The organism is Bacillus massiliglaciei (genome assembly GCF_900098925.1).
GTDB classification, from domain to species: Bacteria; Bacillota; Bacilli; order Bacillales; family DSM-1321; genus Peribacillus; species Peribacillus massiliglaciei.
Genome location: NZ_LT622356.1, coordinates 1 through 17,466 on the forward strand (window position 1 = coordinate 1; position 17,466 = coordinate 17,466).

The window sequence follows — 17,466 nt, forward strand, 5'->3', positions numbered from 1 at the left end:
AGACCGTCTTTCCATCTTCCCTCATGAGAGGGAAGAAACTATCCGGTATTAGCTCCGGTTTCCCGAAGTTATCCCAGTCTTACAGGCAGGTTGCCCACGTGTTACTCACCCGTCCGCCGCTAATCTCCGGGAGCAAGCTCCCTTTGATTCGCTCGACTTGCATGTATTAGGCACGCCGCCAGCGTTCGTCCTGAGCCAGGATCAAACTCTCCGAAGAATGTTTGACTTGCTCATAGAAGTGCTGGCATTGATATCAATCAATGGTCAACATTACTTTTTTAAAATAGTGTTAGTTCACTATATATCGTACGCTTACGCTTTGTTTTGTTCAGTTTTCAAAGAGCAATTTCGTTTACTTCATCTGTGTGATGACTTTATCTATCATATCATCTTGTTTCGCAGAAGTCAACTTCTTTTTTATTTTCTTTTCTCTCTCAATTCCTTGAAAGAAAAGAAGAAAACGTCTGTGTCGCATATCAGCAACATATAATACTATATCATTCTATTTCGCGGAAGTCAACTTCTTTTTCAAGATTTGTTTTCCCGAAGAAAGTTATTCAGTTAGCTCTGCCGCGAAGCAGCTTTATTAATTTACTACGTATCCAGTCCGAAGTCAACAAGTATTTTCAACTTATTCTTTCTCATACTTATCCGGCATGTTAACTAACTTTTAAGATCCATCTTCTTGGATCCTGAAACAATCGCTCCAGCTGCACCTGAAATTTCTATCCTATGGATTTGTTGTTTCTGAATGAAAGGATGCCCATCCTCCTAAAAATAGACTGGGGTTGTTTATCCTCCTTACACCTATGCTTAATAAAATATGGACATGCCACTTCCGCAGCCTGTCCTGCAATCTCCAAACCTCAACAAAAAACATAGGGGAATTTTGTTCTTCCTATGTTTTCTGTCCTATTATTTATCTGATTGTATTTGCTTCTTTTTCAAATACTCCGCACGTAGTTTTTCAAGTTGTTGCTTTTTATCAAATTTGGCAGGCTTTTGTTTTTCATGATACTTTGCCACGGCTAGCTTACCTTTGGAATCCAATTGATATTTTCCCATGTTGTTCACCTACTTTTCTTTAAAGAGAATCTATTCAACACATATACTATACCTTATTTGACTGAAGTAAACCTTTTTACTTTATTAGTGTACTGCTTAACCTTGTATCCGTAATGGGATTCATTCTGCTTATCTTTGCCGACATTGAAGTGCTGATTCCATCCATCCATTCGCTCATTTTGACCATAATAAAAGCCCTCTTCTAGTTACTCGTTATAAATAACTAAAAGAGGGTTTAATTGATTTAGTGATGACTGACCTGCTTAGAGAATAGTCTTATTCCCACTCGATCGTTGCAGGCGGCTTGGATGTGATGTCATACACAACGCGGTTTACATGCGGCACTTCGTTGACGATCCTTGTAGAGATGACTTCGAGGACATCCCAAGGGATCCTTGCCCAGTCAGAAGTCATGCCGTCGATGGATGTGACGGCACGGATGCCGACTGTGTGGTCATACGTACGTCCGTCTCCCATAACACCTACGCTGCGGATGTTTGGCAGACATGTGAAGTATTGCCATACTTCCCGTTCAAGTCCGGCTTTGCGGATTTCTTCGCGAAGGATGTAGTCTGATTCGCGGACGATTTCCAGTCCTTCTTCGGTGATTTCTCCAAGTACACGGATACCAAGGCCTGGTCCAGGGAAAGGCTGGCGCCAGACGATTTCGTCCGGAATGCCCAGTTCTGTTCCAAGTGCGCGGACTTCGTCTTTGAATAGAGTGTTCAATGGTTCGATCAGTGTGAAGTCCATGTCTTCCGGAAGCCCGCCGACATTATGGTGAGATTTGATTGTTTGAGCCGTAGCCGTACCGCTCTCGATAATGTCTGTATAAAGCGTTCCTTGGGCCAGGAATTTAATACCTTCCAGTTTAGCTGATTCATCGTCGAATACATAAATGAATTCGTTACCGATGATTTTACGTTTTTGCTCAGGATCAGAAACTCCGGCAAGTTTCTTCATAAAACGTTCTTTTGCATCAACTTTAATGACATTCATGTTAAAGCCTTCGCTGAATGTTTTCATGACGCTTTCTGCTTCGCCTTTGCGGAGCAGGCCGTGGTCAACAAAGATACATGTAAGCTGATCGCCGATTGCTTTGTGGATCAATACGGCAACAACGGATGAATCCACACCGCCGCTTAAAGCACAAAGGACTTTTTTGTCTCCGACAGTCTGGCGGATTTTCTCCATTTCAATTTCAATAAAGTTGTCCATAGACCAGTCGCCTTTACAGCCGCATACATGAAAGACAAAATTCTTTAGAATTTCATTTCCATAAACGGAGTGACGCACTTCCGGGTGGAATTGCACAGCATAGAAGCCGCGGGATTCATCACTCATGGCTGAAATCGGGCATGATGGATTGGTCGCATCGACAGTAAACCCTTCTGGCGCTTCCACGACTAAGTCGCCATGGCTCATCCATACGACCTGCTCTTCCGGCAGTTCGCTGAACAATTTGGATTGGTGCTCGATTTTCAATGTTGCTTTTCCGTATTCACGGTTTTTCGCAGGCTCTACTTTTCCGCCCAAATGCTTGCTCATCAGCTGCATTCCGTAACAAATGCCGAAAATAGGCAGGCCTAAATCAAAGATGCGCTCGTCACAGCCAAAAGCAGCTGCATCATATACGCTGTTCGGGCCTCCTGAGAAAATGATTCCGCTTGGATTCATTTCCTTGATTTCTTCGACAGTAATCGTATGCGGATGCAATTCACTGTACACTCCGAATTCACGGATCCGGCGTGTGATCAGCTGGTTATACTGGCTTCCGAAATCGAGCACTACGATCATTTCTTGGTTTTGCAATTCTTTTTTCCCCGGCACTACAGTCACCTCAATTAATATAAATTCATCTTCCGTCCTTATTCGGACGCAGAACGCTTGCTTCTTAGCTTTCGCCTAAAATTGGTATCATATAAGAAAAAAAAACCAGAAATCTCCCTTGTATATCCATACAAAAAAAGGCAGATTTCCGGTTTCCTGATATCATCTGCCTTCATAGTCAAATCATTTACGGTGATTCGGTAGAGACTTTCGATCCATATTATCGAGGATATACGAAGGAATATATATTATTTTTCTAAAATATTGTAACAACAGATAGGAAAAGCGGTCAAGCGGCAGTTTTTCTCATTATCGTTTCCCATGGTTCCCGAAGTTCATCCCATGATGTCTCTTCTTCCCCACGATAGATCACTTTCTCATAATAGCTTGTTATTTCCCTCATTTCAACCGTCCCGTAGATCTCGTCGACATATTTAGCATATTCTCTCAGCGTCTGACCTTTTGGGCGTTTCAATCCCGCTCTTTCCAGCTGCTTCAGCAAAAGGCTGAACGCGCTGTTGAATTCATAACTGTGATTCTTTTTCACCTGGGCAATCCAGAAACGCGGCAGCCATTTCCGCCGGCTGAGATACAGCAGAACGGCAAGGACCAAAACGGCAGCTGCAGCAATCAAGATGCCTGTCCAAACGGAACCGGAATCCGATTCGTTTGAAGCGGCACCGCTCTGCTCATCCAGCTTCTTCTGTTCTTCCGCTTTTTTCTCCGCTGCCGGCTTCTCTTCCTCAGGTTCTGCTGCCGGAGAAGCTTCTCTTTCCTCGGCTGCAGCTCCGTCTGTATTCAAATCGGAATTATAAAATTCAGCCTGTCCTGAAAAACCCTTAGTCGGCTCGAACGGCACCCAGCCAACACCCGGAAAGTACGCTTCTGCCCAGGAGTGGGCCTGGTTATTCGTCACTTCATATACACTTTTTCCTTTATATAGGGTCTTTTCCCCTTCTGTATAGCCCTTCACCCATCTGGCCGGTATCCCGATGGAACGGAGCATGACGACCATTGAGGTGGAAAAGTTATCGCAATAGCCCATTTGGGTTTCAAACAGAAACTGATCAACATAATCCTGGTTTTCCCTCGGATACGTGATATCACTTTTAGAATAAATGAAATCCGGCCCATGGAGATAATTTTCAATGGCTTTCGCCTGATCATACCAGTTGTCCTTCCCTTCCGTCAGCTCAGCTGCCAGCTGCTTTGTCCGATCTGTCACTGTCAGAGGAAGCTCTGTGTTCGATGCCATAAGTTCCTGCATATTTCCGTCCGGACCGTCGGCTTCCCTTAGCTTAGCGATATCAAAGGAAGGAAGACTGTATTCAAGTGAAAGGCTGTCCGGCAGCATCGGCCTCCCGTTCTCTCCTTGAATGGTAATCTTTTCGATATCGCGGTTATAGCGGTACACCTGACCGCCTTCCACTTTTTTCACATAGCCGGAAGCAGGGTATGGGACATGATCATGGCGTTCTTCGATGACCAGGTCGGCCTCCATCTCCTCGATCCTGACGCCTTCAGGAATCTGATATCCTGCCGTCCCAGACAGGTCCTCGCCTTCATTGAAATAATAAAAATCCTGAATGCCCTTGGACTCCCAGCCTTTTCCGGTATAGATATTTTTGCTCTCCACCTTCCAATAATGGCCTGTCACAGAATTGCTGTAGAAGACGACCGAGTCATCCGGCTCAATGCTTCCGCCGAGACGGGAGTCATCTTCCCCGTAGCCGACCCGATTGACGCCTTCGCCCCCCCCTTCCTTACCAGTAAATTTATCTGAATAAGTGGTGATGAAGGGCACCGGATCGGCCCACTGCGCATCCAGCTTCGGGCCGCTGAAGCCAATCAATATGCTCACACAAAGCATAACGCCAAGCGGGATTCCCCACTTACGCATCATTTTCCCCGAAAGCGGCAGCTGTTCGCGAATAGACAAACGGAGCATAGTGAGCAGCCCCAGAACGCCAAACCCGACTAAGACCAGCCTTAGTATCGGCATTTCAGCATCATAGGGAGTGAACGTATCAAGTGTGGCCAAAAATAGAACAGTCAGCAGGAAAAAGAAGAAAATGCTCCGCTTCACCATTACCCAATAATGAATCAAATACGTTACAAGCCAAAGAAGGACGAAAAACAGGAAGGTCCGGAATGAATTGGATATTTCTGAAAGCCCTCCATTCCAAATCAGTCCGAAATTCTCGAATACATGCTGGAAATAATCGCCGATCCAGCTTAATGCAAATAGCGGAGTATTGCTGTAGAGAAGCTGGATTGACAGCATCAAATAAAGATTTAATATCACAAAGCGGAGCACCCAATGCACCCCGAAATAATGGAGCACCAACGAAAGGACGACAAACACGACAAAAACTGAAATATTATGAGTATCCGTCAGTTCATTGACCGGACGAAGCCATTCCGTGATCAGCAAAATCCCAAAACCGTACAATATGATATGGATCGCCAGTTCAAGTCCCTTCTCGGTCTTCATACCATCATTCCCCCTGTATTCTCTTTCCCCAAGGCACCTTCGCCAAGATAACGGACCTGGATTCCCTTCAGCTGCATGGCTTCCCTGGCTCCCTTCTCCTCTTCTGTCAGTTCGCTGCTGCTTTTAGCAACCAAAAGAACAGGCTTCTGATTCGTCCCCAAGAGAGGGAAGGCGTCCGCTTTATCAAAATCCAGGCTGCCTGTCACCAGGATCACCCGGGCGGATTGCGGAATTCTCCCTTTCAGTTCCGCCTCGCTGTCAGGCATCGCTTTCACCCGGGCCAATTCACTGAAAATCTTCTGTCTTTGGACGGATCCTCCCTGAACAGGAAGGATTGAAGCAGAATGAGTGCCCGCAAATCCAAGCTGAACGCCCCTTTTAATGGCCGCATGGGCAAAAGAAGCCGCAAGCATCACCGCTTCCTCAAAAGAAGCAGAATCGCTCTCGTCAAGTAAAAGAAACAGGTCCTGGCTTCTTTGATCTTCAAATTCCTTGGTCATAATTTCATTCGTCCGGGCCGTTGCTTTCCAATTAATCCAGGAAAACTGATCGCCCGGTTCATATTCGCGGATCCCTGAAACAACCGACTGTTCACGCTGCATTTTTTTGGCGGACCCAGCCTGCCCAAACTGAAACAGTCCTTCGAGCTGACGGTAGGATAATTCATAATAGGCCGGATAGACGACAATCCGTCCCGCAAGGTCAAACTGGGCTTCTTTTTCAAATAAGCCGAGGAAATCACCCGTTTGAATCCGGATGGCCTGAAACGCATGCTCCCCGCGCGGCAGGGGGCCAAGCTGATAGTCCAGCGTGAAGGAATCTCTGAAACCGGGGAATACAATAGACTTTCTTGTCCTTGAAGACACGCCGGCCAATGAATCCGGCAGCCAGTCCTCAACGACCAGGTACAGCAGGGGAAATCGGTTTTTCCGGGAAAGGCTCAGCTTGACCGAAAGCTCATCGCCTTGGCGAAATTCACGTTTCTCAAGCCCTCTCTCTGCCTCAAACTGCTTAATTGGATAGAAAAATACCAAGATGGCATAACACGCAAAAGGCAGGAATGTATAGAACAAAAACCAGCTGACAAACCCGCCTTGAAACATCGCAAACGAAAAGGCGGCGGCCAGCAGCACAAGCAGTCCGGCCAGCCTCCCGTATTTCTTTGCATACAGGAATCCTTTTTTCATTAATTCACAGCCCTTTTCACCGGAACCGGCACGGAAGAAAGAATTTCCCGGACAACGGCTTCTGATTCAAGACCGTTATATTTCGCTTCAGATTTTAAAATCAGCCTGTGTGACAGCACATAAGGGGCAAGGAACTGCACATCATCCGGCAGCACATAATCCCGTCCATTCAGAAAGGCGTACGCCTGCGCCGCCTTCATCAGGGCAATTGTCCCGCGAGGACTGGCACCCAAATACACTTGATTATGAGCCCTTGTCCGGTTAACCACGTCCACGATATACCATTTCACCGTTTCTTCCACACGGACGGTCTTCACTTCTTCCTGCAGTCCGACAAGCTCCTCCAAGGTTATGACAGACCGCAGCTCTTCAAGCGGCAGCACAAACTGAGAACGGCTGAGGATTTCCATTTCCTCCTCTGCCGTCGGATAGCCCATTTGCATTTTGAGCAAAAACCGATCCAGCTGTGCCTCTGGAAGCGGATAGGTTCCTTCATACTCGATCGGATTCTGAGTCGCCATGACAAAGAATGGCCTGCCCAGCTTCCTCGTCACTCCGTCCACCGTCACGCTCGCCTCTTCCATCGCCTCCAGCAGGGCAGACTGCGTTTTCGGTGAGGTTCGGTTAATCTCATCCGCCAAGATAATATGCCCCATCACCGGTCCGGCCCGGAAGATAAACTCCTGTTCTTTCGGATTATAGACGGAAACGCCCGTCACATCGGACGGCAATAAATCCGGGGTGAACTGAATACGTTTGAACTCCGCTCCGATCGATTTCGCCAATGCCCTGACCATAACCGTCTTGCCGACACCCGGGACATCCTCCAGGAGGACATGTCCGTCCGCAAGCAGAGCCACCAAACTTAATTCCGCGACCTCTCTTTTCCCAATGATGACCTTTTCTATATTAACGAGAACTTCTTCCAGCTTCGCATTCCTCATATATTCCATGCCACTCCTCCTCCTCAAACTTTCACAAGCCGACGACCAAAAAACTTTCTCTTTCATACAAGTTTACAAGATAACCGCCAAATGTAAAATAAAACAACTCTTCCAATTTCTGAAGAATTCAGGAGCGGCAAATGGCGTATTTTTTCAAAACCGGCCGGCAATGGATATTCTTCAGAAATCTAGTCATATTAAACCTAAGAAATGCTTTCAATCGAGGTGATCACATGCTGCGGAAAAAGAAATTCGGAAGAAGAAAAAAAGAAGAGACGGAAAACCTTTCTCCTCGTGAAGAAACGGTTACGAACTTATTTCAGGAGTTTGCTGCATCCCATGATTTTATAGACTATCAAAATATCCTGAACGGTGTGCCCTACAACGTCTCTTTTATCGGGACGTTAATAGATGCGCAGGAACTTCATCAAATTGTGCTCTCTGCCATCCAAAAAGTACCCGAAGTCAGCCTGCAAAGCTTCAAAGAAGTCATCCCTGTCGAAAATATGGTGATCACCGATTCCCCTGAGGTCATCAAAGAAAGAATTCTGAGAGGAGATATGGCCCTGCGCCTCGCCTCAAAGCCCGATGAAGTGCTTTTAATCAGCGTTCCCGCGCAAAAAGGAAGGCAGGTCAACATCCCCGAACTGGAATTTGGCACCATCAGCCCACAGGAGGCCTTTGTTGAAGATATTGACACCAACCTGAACTTAATTAGGAGGCGGCTGCCGACTCCAAACCTGAGGGTGAAAGAAACCGTCGTAGGATCGCGATCCAAATCACGTGTGGCGATTCTTTACATCGAGGACATTGCGGATACTACGAATGTCGAAACAGTCACTCAGAGAATTAATGACCTTGATTATGATGAGGTATTAGATACCACAAACTTGATCCAAATGATCTATGACGACTCCAATACCATTTTTCCGCTGTTTTTATATACAGAGAGGCCGGACCGTGTCGCCGGCGCCCTGAATGAAGGGAAAATCATCATTGCCGTTGACCGGTCGCCATTAGTCATTCTTGCGCCAACCACGCTTCTGGAGTATTTTGCGACGATGGAAGACTATAACATGTCCTGGATTCCCGGCTCCTTCTTTCGTCTGCTTCGGGTGTTTGCGGTTGTCTTCTCCATTTACGGCACACCGCTTTATGTAGCAATTCTGACCTTTCACTACGAACTGATTCCGAAAGATTTGCTGGAGACGATTATCTCATCGAGAATTCTCATTCCCTTTCCGCCGCTTATCGAGGCCCTGTTCCTTGAGATCGCCATTGAGCTTTTAAGGGAAGCTGCAGCCCGGCTCCCGACCAAGGTCGGCCAAACCCTTGGTATCGTAGGAGGGATTGTCATCGGGCAGGCATCCGTCGAAGCCGGCCTGACAAGCAATATCCTCTTAATTATCGTAGCGGCTTCCGCACTGGCTTCATTTGTGACGCCGATTTACAAAATGGGCAACGCCATCAGGCTCCTGCGTTTCCCATTCCTGCTCGGAGCTCAAGTCTGGGGGGGCCTGGGCATCATGATTGTGACGATGTTTACCCTGACTCACTTGGTTCGGCTGACATCTCTCGGGAGACCGTATCTGGAACCGATCTATCCATTCCGATTTCAAGACTGGAAAGACGGGATTGTCAAACTCCCGTTTAACTTTTTTCAGAAACGGCCTTCGAATATGAAGCCTAAAAAAGCAAACAGGTTTCATGCAACCGAGAAAAAAGATAATAAAGGAAAGAATGATTTTTATGAATAAAAAGGATGGGGGCTGCTATGAATAACTGTGAAGTAAATGTTAAAAATCAAGTTTCCCCTTTTTACGCATTCTTTTTGATTCATGCCATGCAGACAGGAATCAGTGTCCTGTCGTTTCAAAAGTTTTTAGTCAAGAGAGCTGGAACAGACGGCTGGATTTCCATCCTGTTAGCGGGCATGATGGTCCATTTGTTTATCGCCGTCATCTATAAAATTTTCAGCATGGCACCCGGAGACATTGTGTCCGTCAATAAGCATGCCATTGGGAAATACGCCGGCCACTTCTTCAGCCTGCTTTTTGCCGTCTATTTCTTTTTGATGAGCGCGGCCGTCATGACCACCTATATCAATGTCGTGCATGTGTGGATGTTTGCTCAAGTTCCTTCATGGGCTTTTGCTATTGTTTTTATGGCCTTGATTTATTATATAATCGCCGGAGGGTTCCGCGCCGTAACCGGCATCACCTTTATCAGCGTCATTCTCGTGTACTGGCTGGTATTCATCCTGTTTTACGACCTGTTTTTCTCGGAATTCGCCAATCTGCTCCCCATGTTTGATCACCCGATCAAAGACATCATCATGGGAATTCAGGATTCCTCTTTGACCATGCTCGGTTTTGAAACCCTTCTGGTCTTTTATCCATTTTTACAACATCCGGAAACATCACAAAAATCTGCTCATCTGGGCGCCTTAACAACCACCCTGCTTGCAATGACGATCTATCTGGTTTCCATCATTTATTATTCGCCAAAAGAATTGGTGGAAGTCATCTGGCCGACGCTGTCACTGTCCAGCATTATCGAGCTGCCTTTCATCCAGCGGTTTGAATATATCCAAATTTCCTGGTGGGCTCTTGTCATCATCCCCAATATGACCATTCCTTTATGGGCAGCCAGCCGGATTGTCAAAAAAGTGTTCAGCGTGAAGCAGATTTATCCATTGCTCGCCATGTTTGTCCTGATTCTTCTCTCTCAAATCTTCGTTCTTGATAAAGACATGTTCGTTATCTATGAGAAAGCCGTGAATCAATTTGGTCCGGCGCTGCTCTTTATGTATCTGCCTGTATTGCTGGGGATCGTTTATTGGAAAAAGAAACGGGGGAAACAGACATGAAAAAGGCCGTGATTCTGATCGTATCCTTCCTGCTTCTGACCGCCTGCGGAAACACGCGGGTAGTCGATGATTTGGATTTAGCACAAGCGATTGGCTTCGATTTAGCCGAAGAGGGGGAAATTAAGGGAATGTTTGTCATCCCCCTGTTTAAAAAAGAGGAGCAAGGAAAATACCGAATCGTTGAGAGTTTCTCCAAATCGGCAAGCGATGCCCAGGTAGAAGTCTCCAAGAAAGCGCCGAGGCCTATTGTGCTTGGGCAGACCCGAGTGGTGCTATTAAGCGAAGACGTCGTCCAAGAAAAGGGAATTCATCATTTGCTGGATTTCCTGAACCGGGATCCGAGCGTAGGAAGCCGGGTAAACGTTGCGATCGTGAAGGGAAGCGTTCACGAGATTCTATATACAAAATTTAAGGAGTCCAACCTTAATATCGGCGTCTATGTCTCAGACACCATCAATCAGCAATCAAAGGTCGGGAACGGCCCAAAGATCAATCTCCAAATTTTCACGAAAGATAACTTAGAAGACAATGGAAACGGATATCTCCCCGTTATTAAGAAGGAAAAAGGCGAAATCGGTGTTTCAGGCATCGTCCTTTTCGAAAAAGAACGGATCGTCGGCCGTATTCCGACCGATAAAATGTTCGTCTTCAAATCCCTGATTGAAAGACATAAACGAGGATTCTATTATTTGCAGACAAAGGAATTTAAAAACATCGTGCTCGAAAATATCGTTGGAGGCTCCACCTACTCCGTGAAGAAAAAAGCCGGCAAGCCTGCCGTTCATATTACGATTAAAATCAAAGGAGAACTGAAAGAAGTCACAGCGAAGAAAAGACTGAATAAAACGGAAACGGTCAAAATTGAGAAAATCTTAGAAAAGCACCTGGCCAAAGAAAGTGAGCAGCTCATCAGCAAGTTACAGAAAAAGAATATCGACCCATTTGGAATGAAAAAAAGAGTACATGCCCAAAACAAGAACCTGACCGAAAAAAAATGGCAGGAAATGTATCCTGAAATGCCCATCCATGTCAAAGCCGAAGTCGATATCATTCAGACAGGGACCATCGAATAAACGCAAAAAAAGCGCCGGAATATGCATTCACGGCGCTTTTCTTTCTTACACGGTCTGAGGTTCCCCAGCCGTATTCAAATAGTCTCGGACACGTACAATCGCTTCGTCAATATTCCGGACTTCGAGCCTGATAATCTGGCTCTGCGGAAAATGGCTGGTCGTATGTTCATAGAGCGGATCATAATAATATTCCAGCAGCAGCTGGACAGCTGAAGCATATTCCCCGGTCTCCAAATCTTTCTGAATCTGATTGGCCGCCGGTGTATGAATCCTTCGTTTGATGCGCGAGAAGGCCTCCAAACATTCCGCAGCATGCTCTGTCGGCTGATAATCCTCTAAAATGTGGCGCACCCGTTCTTCGATGGGCATATCGATGAACAATTGCAGCCCCTTCTCTTTTTTATCTAAAAGAAAGTCAGGAACCATCGCTTTGCCGACCCGCTTGCTTTCCCCCTCAAAGACCACATAAGGAGAATCACTGACACGCTGCAGATCCTTAAGCAGCAGGGAATCGAATTTCTTCTGGTTATGCGGTTCCAGCCCGATTTGTCCAAAAATAGACCCGCGGTGGTTCGCCATTCCTTCCAGATCCAAGACCGGATAGCCTTCATCCGCAAGTTTTCTGAGAATGATTGTCTTTCCTGACCCCGTATTGCCGTTCAGCACAATCGCCCGGGGTTTCATCTCAAAAGAACCCAGCTGGTCGGTTACATAATTCCGGTAGGCCCGGTAGCCGCCTTCCAGACGGAACGCCCGGATGCCCATCAAGGAAAGGACTGTCGCTGTTGTCCGGCTGCGCATGCCGCCGCGCCAGCAAAAGACCGCCTTCTCCCCATTCAGGCTTGAGAATTTCTTAACAAATTCCGGCAGTTTGGCAGAAGCGATTTCCAGCCCCCGCTCCTTGGCCGCCTGGACACTGACTTGTTTATACAAAGTCCCGACCTCAGCCCGCTCCTCGTCCGTGAAGAACGGAATATTGATACTGCCGGGGATTGTGGAATCTTTATATTCAGACTCTGACCGCACATCAATGATCGTAAGCTCTTTTTGCTCTTTTAACGAAAGTAATCTCTCAACAGATATATCTTGAAACACTCGTGTTTCCACCTTTCTATTGTGCACCACTGAAAAAACCGGCCTTTCAGCCGATTTTCCCTTTACCCAAGATGTTCTTACAATACAGTAATATGCCCTGGATTCTCTTCTGTAACCTCACCGATAATCGCCGCTTCCACTCCTGCTTTCTTGAGGTCCGCGAGCAGCTCTTCTGCCTGTCCGTCTGTCACCGAAATCAAAAGGCCGCCTGAAGTAACCGCATCACATAAAATCCATTGGCCAATTTGATCCATTGATTCAGGGAAAGTCACATCCCCTTCAAGATGGGCAAAGTTATTCTTGGTTCCGCCAGGCACAGCCCCGCCCTCTGCAAGTTCCCTTACTCTTGGCAGGACAGGAACCTGGTTCTCATAGATCCGCAGACCGGTTCCGCTTCCTTTCGCCATTTCAGAAGCATGTCCAAGCAGGCCGAAACCAGTCACGTCCGTAGAGGAATGGACTTCATAGGCATCCATTGTCTCTGCAGCTGTTTTATTCAGCGTTGCCATCACTTTCGTCACGCGGGAAATTTCCTCCTCAGTCAAAAGGCCGCGCTTGATTGATGTGGTCAAAATGCCGACTCCGATCGGCTTCGTCAAAATCAGTTTATCGCCCGGTTTCGCTCCTGCATTCGTCCGTACCTTATCAGGATGGACAATGCCGGTAACCGCTAAACCGAATTTCGGCTCATTGTCATCAATAGAATGGCCGCCAACGAGCGTAACGCCCGCTTCTTTCAATTTATCGCCCGCACCGCGCAGAATTTCCGTCAGGATGCTCTTATCCAGTTTGGAAATCGGGAATGCCACGATGTTCAGCGCAGTCAGCGGCTTGCCGCCCATTGCATAAATATCGCTGATCGCATTCGTCGCCGCAATTTGGCCAAAAGAATATGGATCATCCACAATCGGCGTAAAGAAATCCACGGTCTGAACCATCGCCAGGTCATCCGTCAGGCGGTAAACACCGGCATCATCGCTTGTATCAAGACCGACAAGCAAATCCGGATTCGGCACCGCAGCCGGCAGGCCTCTCAGAACCTGTGCCAGATCCGCAGGCCCGATTTTACAGCCGCAGCCCCCTTTTGTTGTCATGGATGTTAATTTTATATCATTCATATCTGTCATGAGAAACAACCCTTCTTTTACACTTTATATCTCCATTATAGACTACTTTACAAATAAATACATAAACATGCTTCAAAAATCCAATCGCCAGATCCTAACAGATTTCAAATTTATGGTATAATGATTTGTCGAAAAAAATATATTTCTATTCATATAGGAGGTTACCATGTCACAATTAGCCGAACCATCCCGGCACGGGCACTCATCCAACCGGAAAGCGCTCTGGTTCATTGCCGCTTTTCTTCTGATTGCCGCTGCCGGACTTCTTTATGTCAAATGGTGGCCATATTACCATAAAACCCTGCTCGCTGCAGGCACACACTCCATTGGGGACTCCATTCTCGGAAACATGTCCGATGCCTCCCCTTCTTGGAATGCCGCTTGGGAATATGCCGTTGTTTACTTTTCATCAATCTGGAAAGCCGCGATTCTCGGCATTCTGCTCGGTTCCCTCATTCAGGTGCTATTGCCGGCACAATGGCTGCTGAAATGGCTGGGAAAAACGTCTTTCGGAAGCACCGCTATCGCCGGACTCGCTTCTATGCCGGGCATGATGTGCACCTGCTGTGCAGCGCCGATGGCCGTCGGGCTACGCAAAAAGAAAGTATCTGTCGGAGCGGCGCTTGCTTTCTGGATTGGCAACCCGACCATCAATCCGGCAACACTGATTTTCATGACCTTTGTGCTGTCCTGGAAATTTACGCTGATCCGCCTGATTTTCGGGCTGATCCTGACATTCGGTGTCAGCTATCTCGCCAATCGTTTTGTTAAAAACGAAGAGCCTGTTGAAATAGAGGAAATGGCCGCTGAAGCAGAGCCTAAAGGTTCCTTTATCTCCAGATGGCTGAAGGCAATGGGAAGCATGCTTCTCTATATTGTGCCTGCCTACGTCCTGTCCGTTCTTCTTCTTGGCGCAGGACGGGTCTGGCTTTTCCCGCATATGAGCGAATCTGCTGCGAATAGTCTGATCGCCATCATTATTTTTGCTGTAGCCGGAATGCTGTTCGTCATCCCGACTGCAGCCGAAATCCCGATCATCCAGACATTCATGTCCGTCGGTCTTGGCGGAGGCCCGGCAGCAGCCCTTCTTATTACGCTGCCTGCCATCAGCCTGCCGTCGCTGTTGATCGTAGCAAAATCCTTCCCTAAGAAAGTCATGTACTTTGTCATGGGATCTGTCACGCTGATCGGAATCATCAGCGGACTCGTCGGAATGCTTGTTTTGTAAGAAAAAGGGGCATCCTGCAAGACAATCATCGTCTTGCGGGGTGCCCCTTTTTACTTTTTACAAAATAGGATTTCCGTCCCTCACAGCCGCCATTTTTTACATTTCTTCTTTCATCTCCCCTACCACAATGGTTTCTTTCTTTGGCACCAAAGCGCCGATACCCATGATGACAGCAGACGCCGCCAGTCCCCAAAGAATGGCATTTAATGACGTGACACCCTCAATGACCAAATCGACAATCACCACGATGGCGCTGACCACCATAGAGGACATGACTACCTTGGCAGAAATTTTCTTCCAGAACAAGGCCGCCAGAACCGGAAGGAAAATGCTGCCGGACAGAAGCGCATAAGCCACATCCAAAGCCACGATGATATCCTGAAGCATAAGGGCGATGAAGATGGCCGCACAGCCAACAAGAAATGTAACGATCCGGTTCAGCGTGATCAATTGCTTGTCCGTCCGCTCCTTCTTACTTTTCAAAAGAACGAAATCATTCACAATCACTGTGGAAGAAGCGATGATCGTACCGGAAGCCGTCGACATCACCGCCGAAGAGACCGCAGCAATCAAAAGTCCGATGACACCTGTCGGCAGGATTTCCATTACCAGCTGAGGAAGTGCCTGCTGCGGATCCGCCAGTCCCGGAAGAACGACACTTGCTGTCATCCCGATCACGGCTCCTGCGATTCCATAGACAATGCACAGGATTCCCGCGGAGATGGTCCCTTTCCGAAGAACTTTCTCATTCTTTGCAGTAAAAGCCCGCTGCCATATATCCTGCCCGATCATGACGCCAAAGAAATACAGAAGGAAATAGCTGAAAATCTGGCTGCCTCCGATATGGGTTAAGCTGAGGAATTCTTCGCTCACCTGGCTTTCAATTCCGGATACTCCGCCCGCATGGAAAATGCCGACTGGCAGCAAAATCAGGATGATGCCAATGAACATCACCCAGAACTGGATGACATCCGTCATGGTGACGGCCCACATACCGCCAAGCATCGTATAAAGCACAACGATCAGCCCGCCGACAAGGATGGACGTGATGCTGCTCCAGCCGAATAAAGCGGAAAACATCACACCGATGGCCACCATCGAGGTAACCGACACCATGATGTCATAGACAGCCATGACCAGTCCGCTAATAAAACGGCTGCTTTCGCCAAACCGCTTTCCAAGCAGTTCGCTTACACTGAAAACGGAAAGCTTGCTTATTTTTTTCGATAAAAAGAGGCCCATCCCCAGGATGCCGAGTCCGATCATCGCTACAAGCCATAATCCGGATAATCCGTATTGATACCCCAAGGCCGCACTTCCGAATGTGGACGCTCCGCCGAGCACGACCGCCGTCATCGCCGGAATATAGAGGCCATAGCCCAGCCGTTTCCCGGCCACAAGGAAGTCACTCTGACTCCCGACCCTTCTGGAACTGTACACCCCGACACCAATCAGCATAAGAAAATACACCATCACAATCCCTAAATCAAGAAACGCCATTTCCCTTCCCCCTTTAAATATCATGAATATTCCGAATTTTATTTCCGCTTTTTATCGCCTGCGATTTAAAACCGCTCTTACTTCCGCTTCTTTTTCCCGCTTATTCCAGGCAATGAGCGAAATGAATTCATAGCCAATGCCCGCCGCTGCAAGAGCGGTAATTTTCGTCGGATCCCGGTCCGGCAGCACCTCCACGATATCAAATCCCTTGAGGTTCAAGCCCTTGAGCTCCCTGACAAACTGCTGCGCTTCATACGTGCTGAAGCCGCCAATTTCCGGGGTGCCTGTCCCCGGTGCAAACGAAGGATCCAGAAAATCCACATCAAAGGTAACAAACACCGGCTGGCACCCGACCCTGCTGCGAATGGCATCTCCCAATTCCTCAGCGCTCATTTTCTTCAGCCGGTCGGCCGGAATAACCTGATAGCCGAGACCCTCCGCATCACGGAGATCATCCGGACCGTACAAGCCTCCCCTCATGCCAATCTGGATAGAGGCAGAAGGGTCGACGAGCTCTTCTTCCACAGCCCTCCTGAACATCGTGCCATGGGAAAATTTCTTCCCAAAGTAGGTATCCCATGTATCGCCATGCGAATCGAAATGAACAAGGCTGATCTTTCCATACCGCTTGGCCATGGCCCGCAAATGAGGAAGTGAGACCGAATGATCGCCGCCAATCAGGATCGGTACAATCGCCTGATCCAATATCGGCTTCAGCTGATTTGCGATCCTGTCATAAGAATCCTCAATATACCCGGGATTCACATCCAGGTCCCCATAATCAACCCCCGAGCAATAGGCAAATATATCGACGTCCAGTCCCGGATTGTAAGGCTTCAAAAGTGAAGACACCGACCGGACCGCCTCCGGGCCAAAGCGCGTGCCCACCGCAAATGTTCCGCCTGTATCAAACGGCACCCCAGCTACCACGAAGTCGACATCCTCTGCCGTTTTTTCATAAGGAAGCCTCATAAACGTTTTAATCCCGCTGAAGCGAGGCGATTCCTGAGCATTCACCGGCTGATATTTGACTGTCATATCATTTTCCCCCTTT

General features: G+C 47.6%; 13 protein-coding genes, 1 rRNA gene and 1 riboswitch. Of the genes, 4 read left to right on the forward strand and 10 right to left on the reverse strand.

Annotated features, from left to right (window positions below; genetic code table 11):
- The 6 genes from BQ4305_RS04155 to BQ4305_RS04180 all read right to left on the reverse strand — a co-directional run.
- Window positions 1-217 (reverse strand): 16S ribosomal RNA (locus BQ4305_RS04155); the annotation flags it as partial.
- A gap of 698 nt (window positions 218-915) precedes the next feature.
- The gene (locus BQ4305_RS04160) at window positions 916-1,065 is read right to left on the reverse strand and encodes a hypothetical protein (protein ID WP_110926605.1); all 150 of its coding nucleotides are present in this window, start codon (window positions 1,063-1,065) and stop codon (window positions 916-918) included.
- A 276-nt stretch (window positions 1,066-1,341) separates the two neighbouring features.
- Window positions 1,342-2,862: a glutamine-hydrolyzing GMP synthase gene (gene guaA, locus BQ4305_RS04165; protein ID WP_199880577.1), complete on the reverse strand. Its 1,521-nt coding sequence runs from the start codon at window positions 2,860-2,862 to the stop codon at window positions 1,342-1,344.
- A 188-nt stretch (window positions 2,863-3,050) separates the two neighbouring features.
- A riboswitch (purine riboswitch) is annotated at window positions 3,051-3,152 on the reverse strand.
- Between the two features lie 32 nt (window positions 3,153-3,184).
- Complete coding sequence (locus tag BQ4305_RS04170) at window positions 3,185-5,389, reverse strand: DUF4129 domain-containing transglutaminase family protein (protein ID WP_110926607.1); 2,205 nt, start codon at window positions 5,387-5,389, stop codon at window positions 3,185-3,187.
- Window positions 5,386-6,576 carry a DUF58 domain-containing protein gene (locus BQ4305_RS04175; protein ID WP_110926608.1) on the reverse strand — a complete coding sequence of 397 codons (1,191 nt, stop codon included), beginning with the start codon at window positions 6,574-6,576 and terminating at the stop codon, window positions 5,386-5,388. The genes BQ4305_RS04170 and BQ4305_RS04175 overlap by 4 nt, the downstream gene beginning before the upstream one ends.
- On the reverse strand, window positions 6,576-7,529 hold the full coding sequence (locus BQ4305_RS04180) for an AAA family ATPase (RefSeq protein ID WP_110926609.1): 954 nt from the start codon (window positions 7,527-7,529) through the stop codon (window positions 6,576-6,578). The genes BQ4305_RS04175 and BQ4305_RS04180 overlap by 1 nt, the downstream gene beginning before the upstream one ends.
- A gap of 224 nt (window positions 7,530-7,753) precedes the next feature.
- Between BQ4305_RS04180 and BQ4305_RS04185 the strand changes: the two genes are divergently transcribed.
- Genes BQ4305_RS04185 through BQ4305_RS04195 form a run of 3 tightly spaced genes read left to right on the forward strand, consistent with a single transcriptional unit; the run spans window position 7,754 to window position 11,462 of the window.
- Window positions 7,754-9,277, forward strand: a complete 1,524-nt coding sequence (locus BQ4305_RS04185; RefSeq protein ID WP_110926859.1) for a spore germination protein — start codon at window positions 7,754-7,756, stop codon at window positions 9,275-9,277.
- Window positions 9,278-9,294: 17 nt separating this feature from the next.
- Window positions 9,295-10,389, forward strand: coding sequence for a GerAB/ArcD/ProY family transporter (locus BQ4305_RS04190; RefSeq protein ID WP_199880549.1), 1,095 nt, complete (start codon window positions 9,295-9,297; stop codon window positions 10,387-10,389).
- The gene (locus tag BQ4305_RS04195; protein ID WP_110926611.1) at window positions 10,359-11,462 is read left to right on the forward strand and encodes a Ger(x)C family spore germination protein; all 1,104 of its coding nucleotides are present in this window, start codon (window positions 10,359-10,361) and stop codon (window positions 11,460-11,462) included. The genes BQ4305_RS04190 and BQ4305_RS04195 overlap by 31 nt, the downstream gene beginning before the upstream one ends.
- 45 nt (window positions 11,463-11,507) lie before the next feature.
- On the opposite strand, the gene mnmH is transcribed toward BQ4305_RS04195, so the two are convergent.
- Window positions 11,508-12,557, reverse strand: a complete 1,050-nt coding sequence (gene mnmH, locus BQ4305_RS04200; protein ID WP_110926612.1) for a tRNA 2-selenouridine(34) synthase MnmH — start codon at window positions 12,555-12,557, stop codon at window positions 11,508-11,510.
- Window positions 12,558-12,634: 77 nt separating this feature from the next.
- Complete coding sequence (gene selD, locus BQ4305_RS04205; RefSeq protein WP_407640137.1) at window positions 12,635-13,675, reverse strand: selenide, water dikinase SelD; 1,041 nt, start codon at window positions 13,673-13,675, stop codon at window positions 12,635-12,637.
- Between the two features lie 175 nt (window positions 13,676-13,850).
- On the opposite strand from selD, the gene BQ4305_RS04210 reads away from it, so the two are divergent.
- A complete protein-coding gene (locus BQ4305_RS04210; protein ID WP_110926614.1) occupies window positions 13,851-14,912 on the forward strand; it encodes a permease in 1,062 nt (353 codons plus the stop codon).
- Between the two features lie 96 nt (window positions 14,913-15,008).
- On the opposite strand, the gene BQ4305_RS04215 is transcribed toward BQ4305_RS04210, so the two are convergent.
- Entirely contained in the window at window positions 15,009-16,412 is a 1,404-nt protein-coding gene (locus BQ4305_RS04215; protein ID WP_110926615.1) for a sodium:solute symporter family protein, read from the reverse strand.
- 51 nt (window positions 16,413-16,463) lie between these two features.
- A complete protein-coding gene (gene speB, locus BQ4305_RS04220) occupies window positions 16,464-17,450 on the reverse strand; it encodes an agmatinase (protein WP_110926616.1) in 987 nt (328 codons plus the stop codon).
- Between the last annotated feature and the right edge of the window lie 16 nt (window positions 17,451-17,466).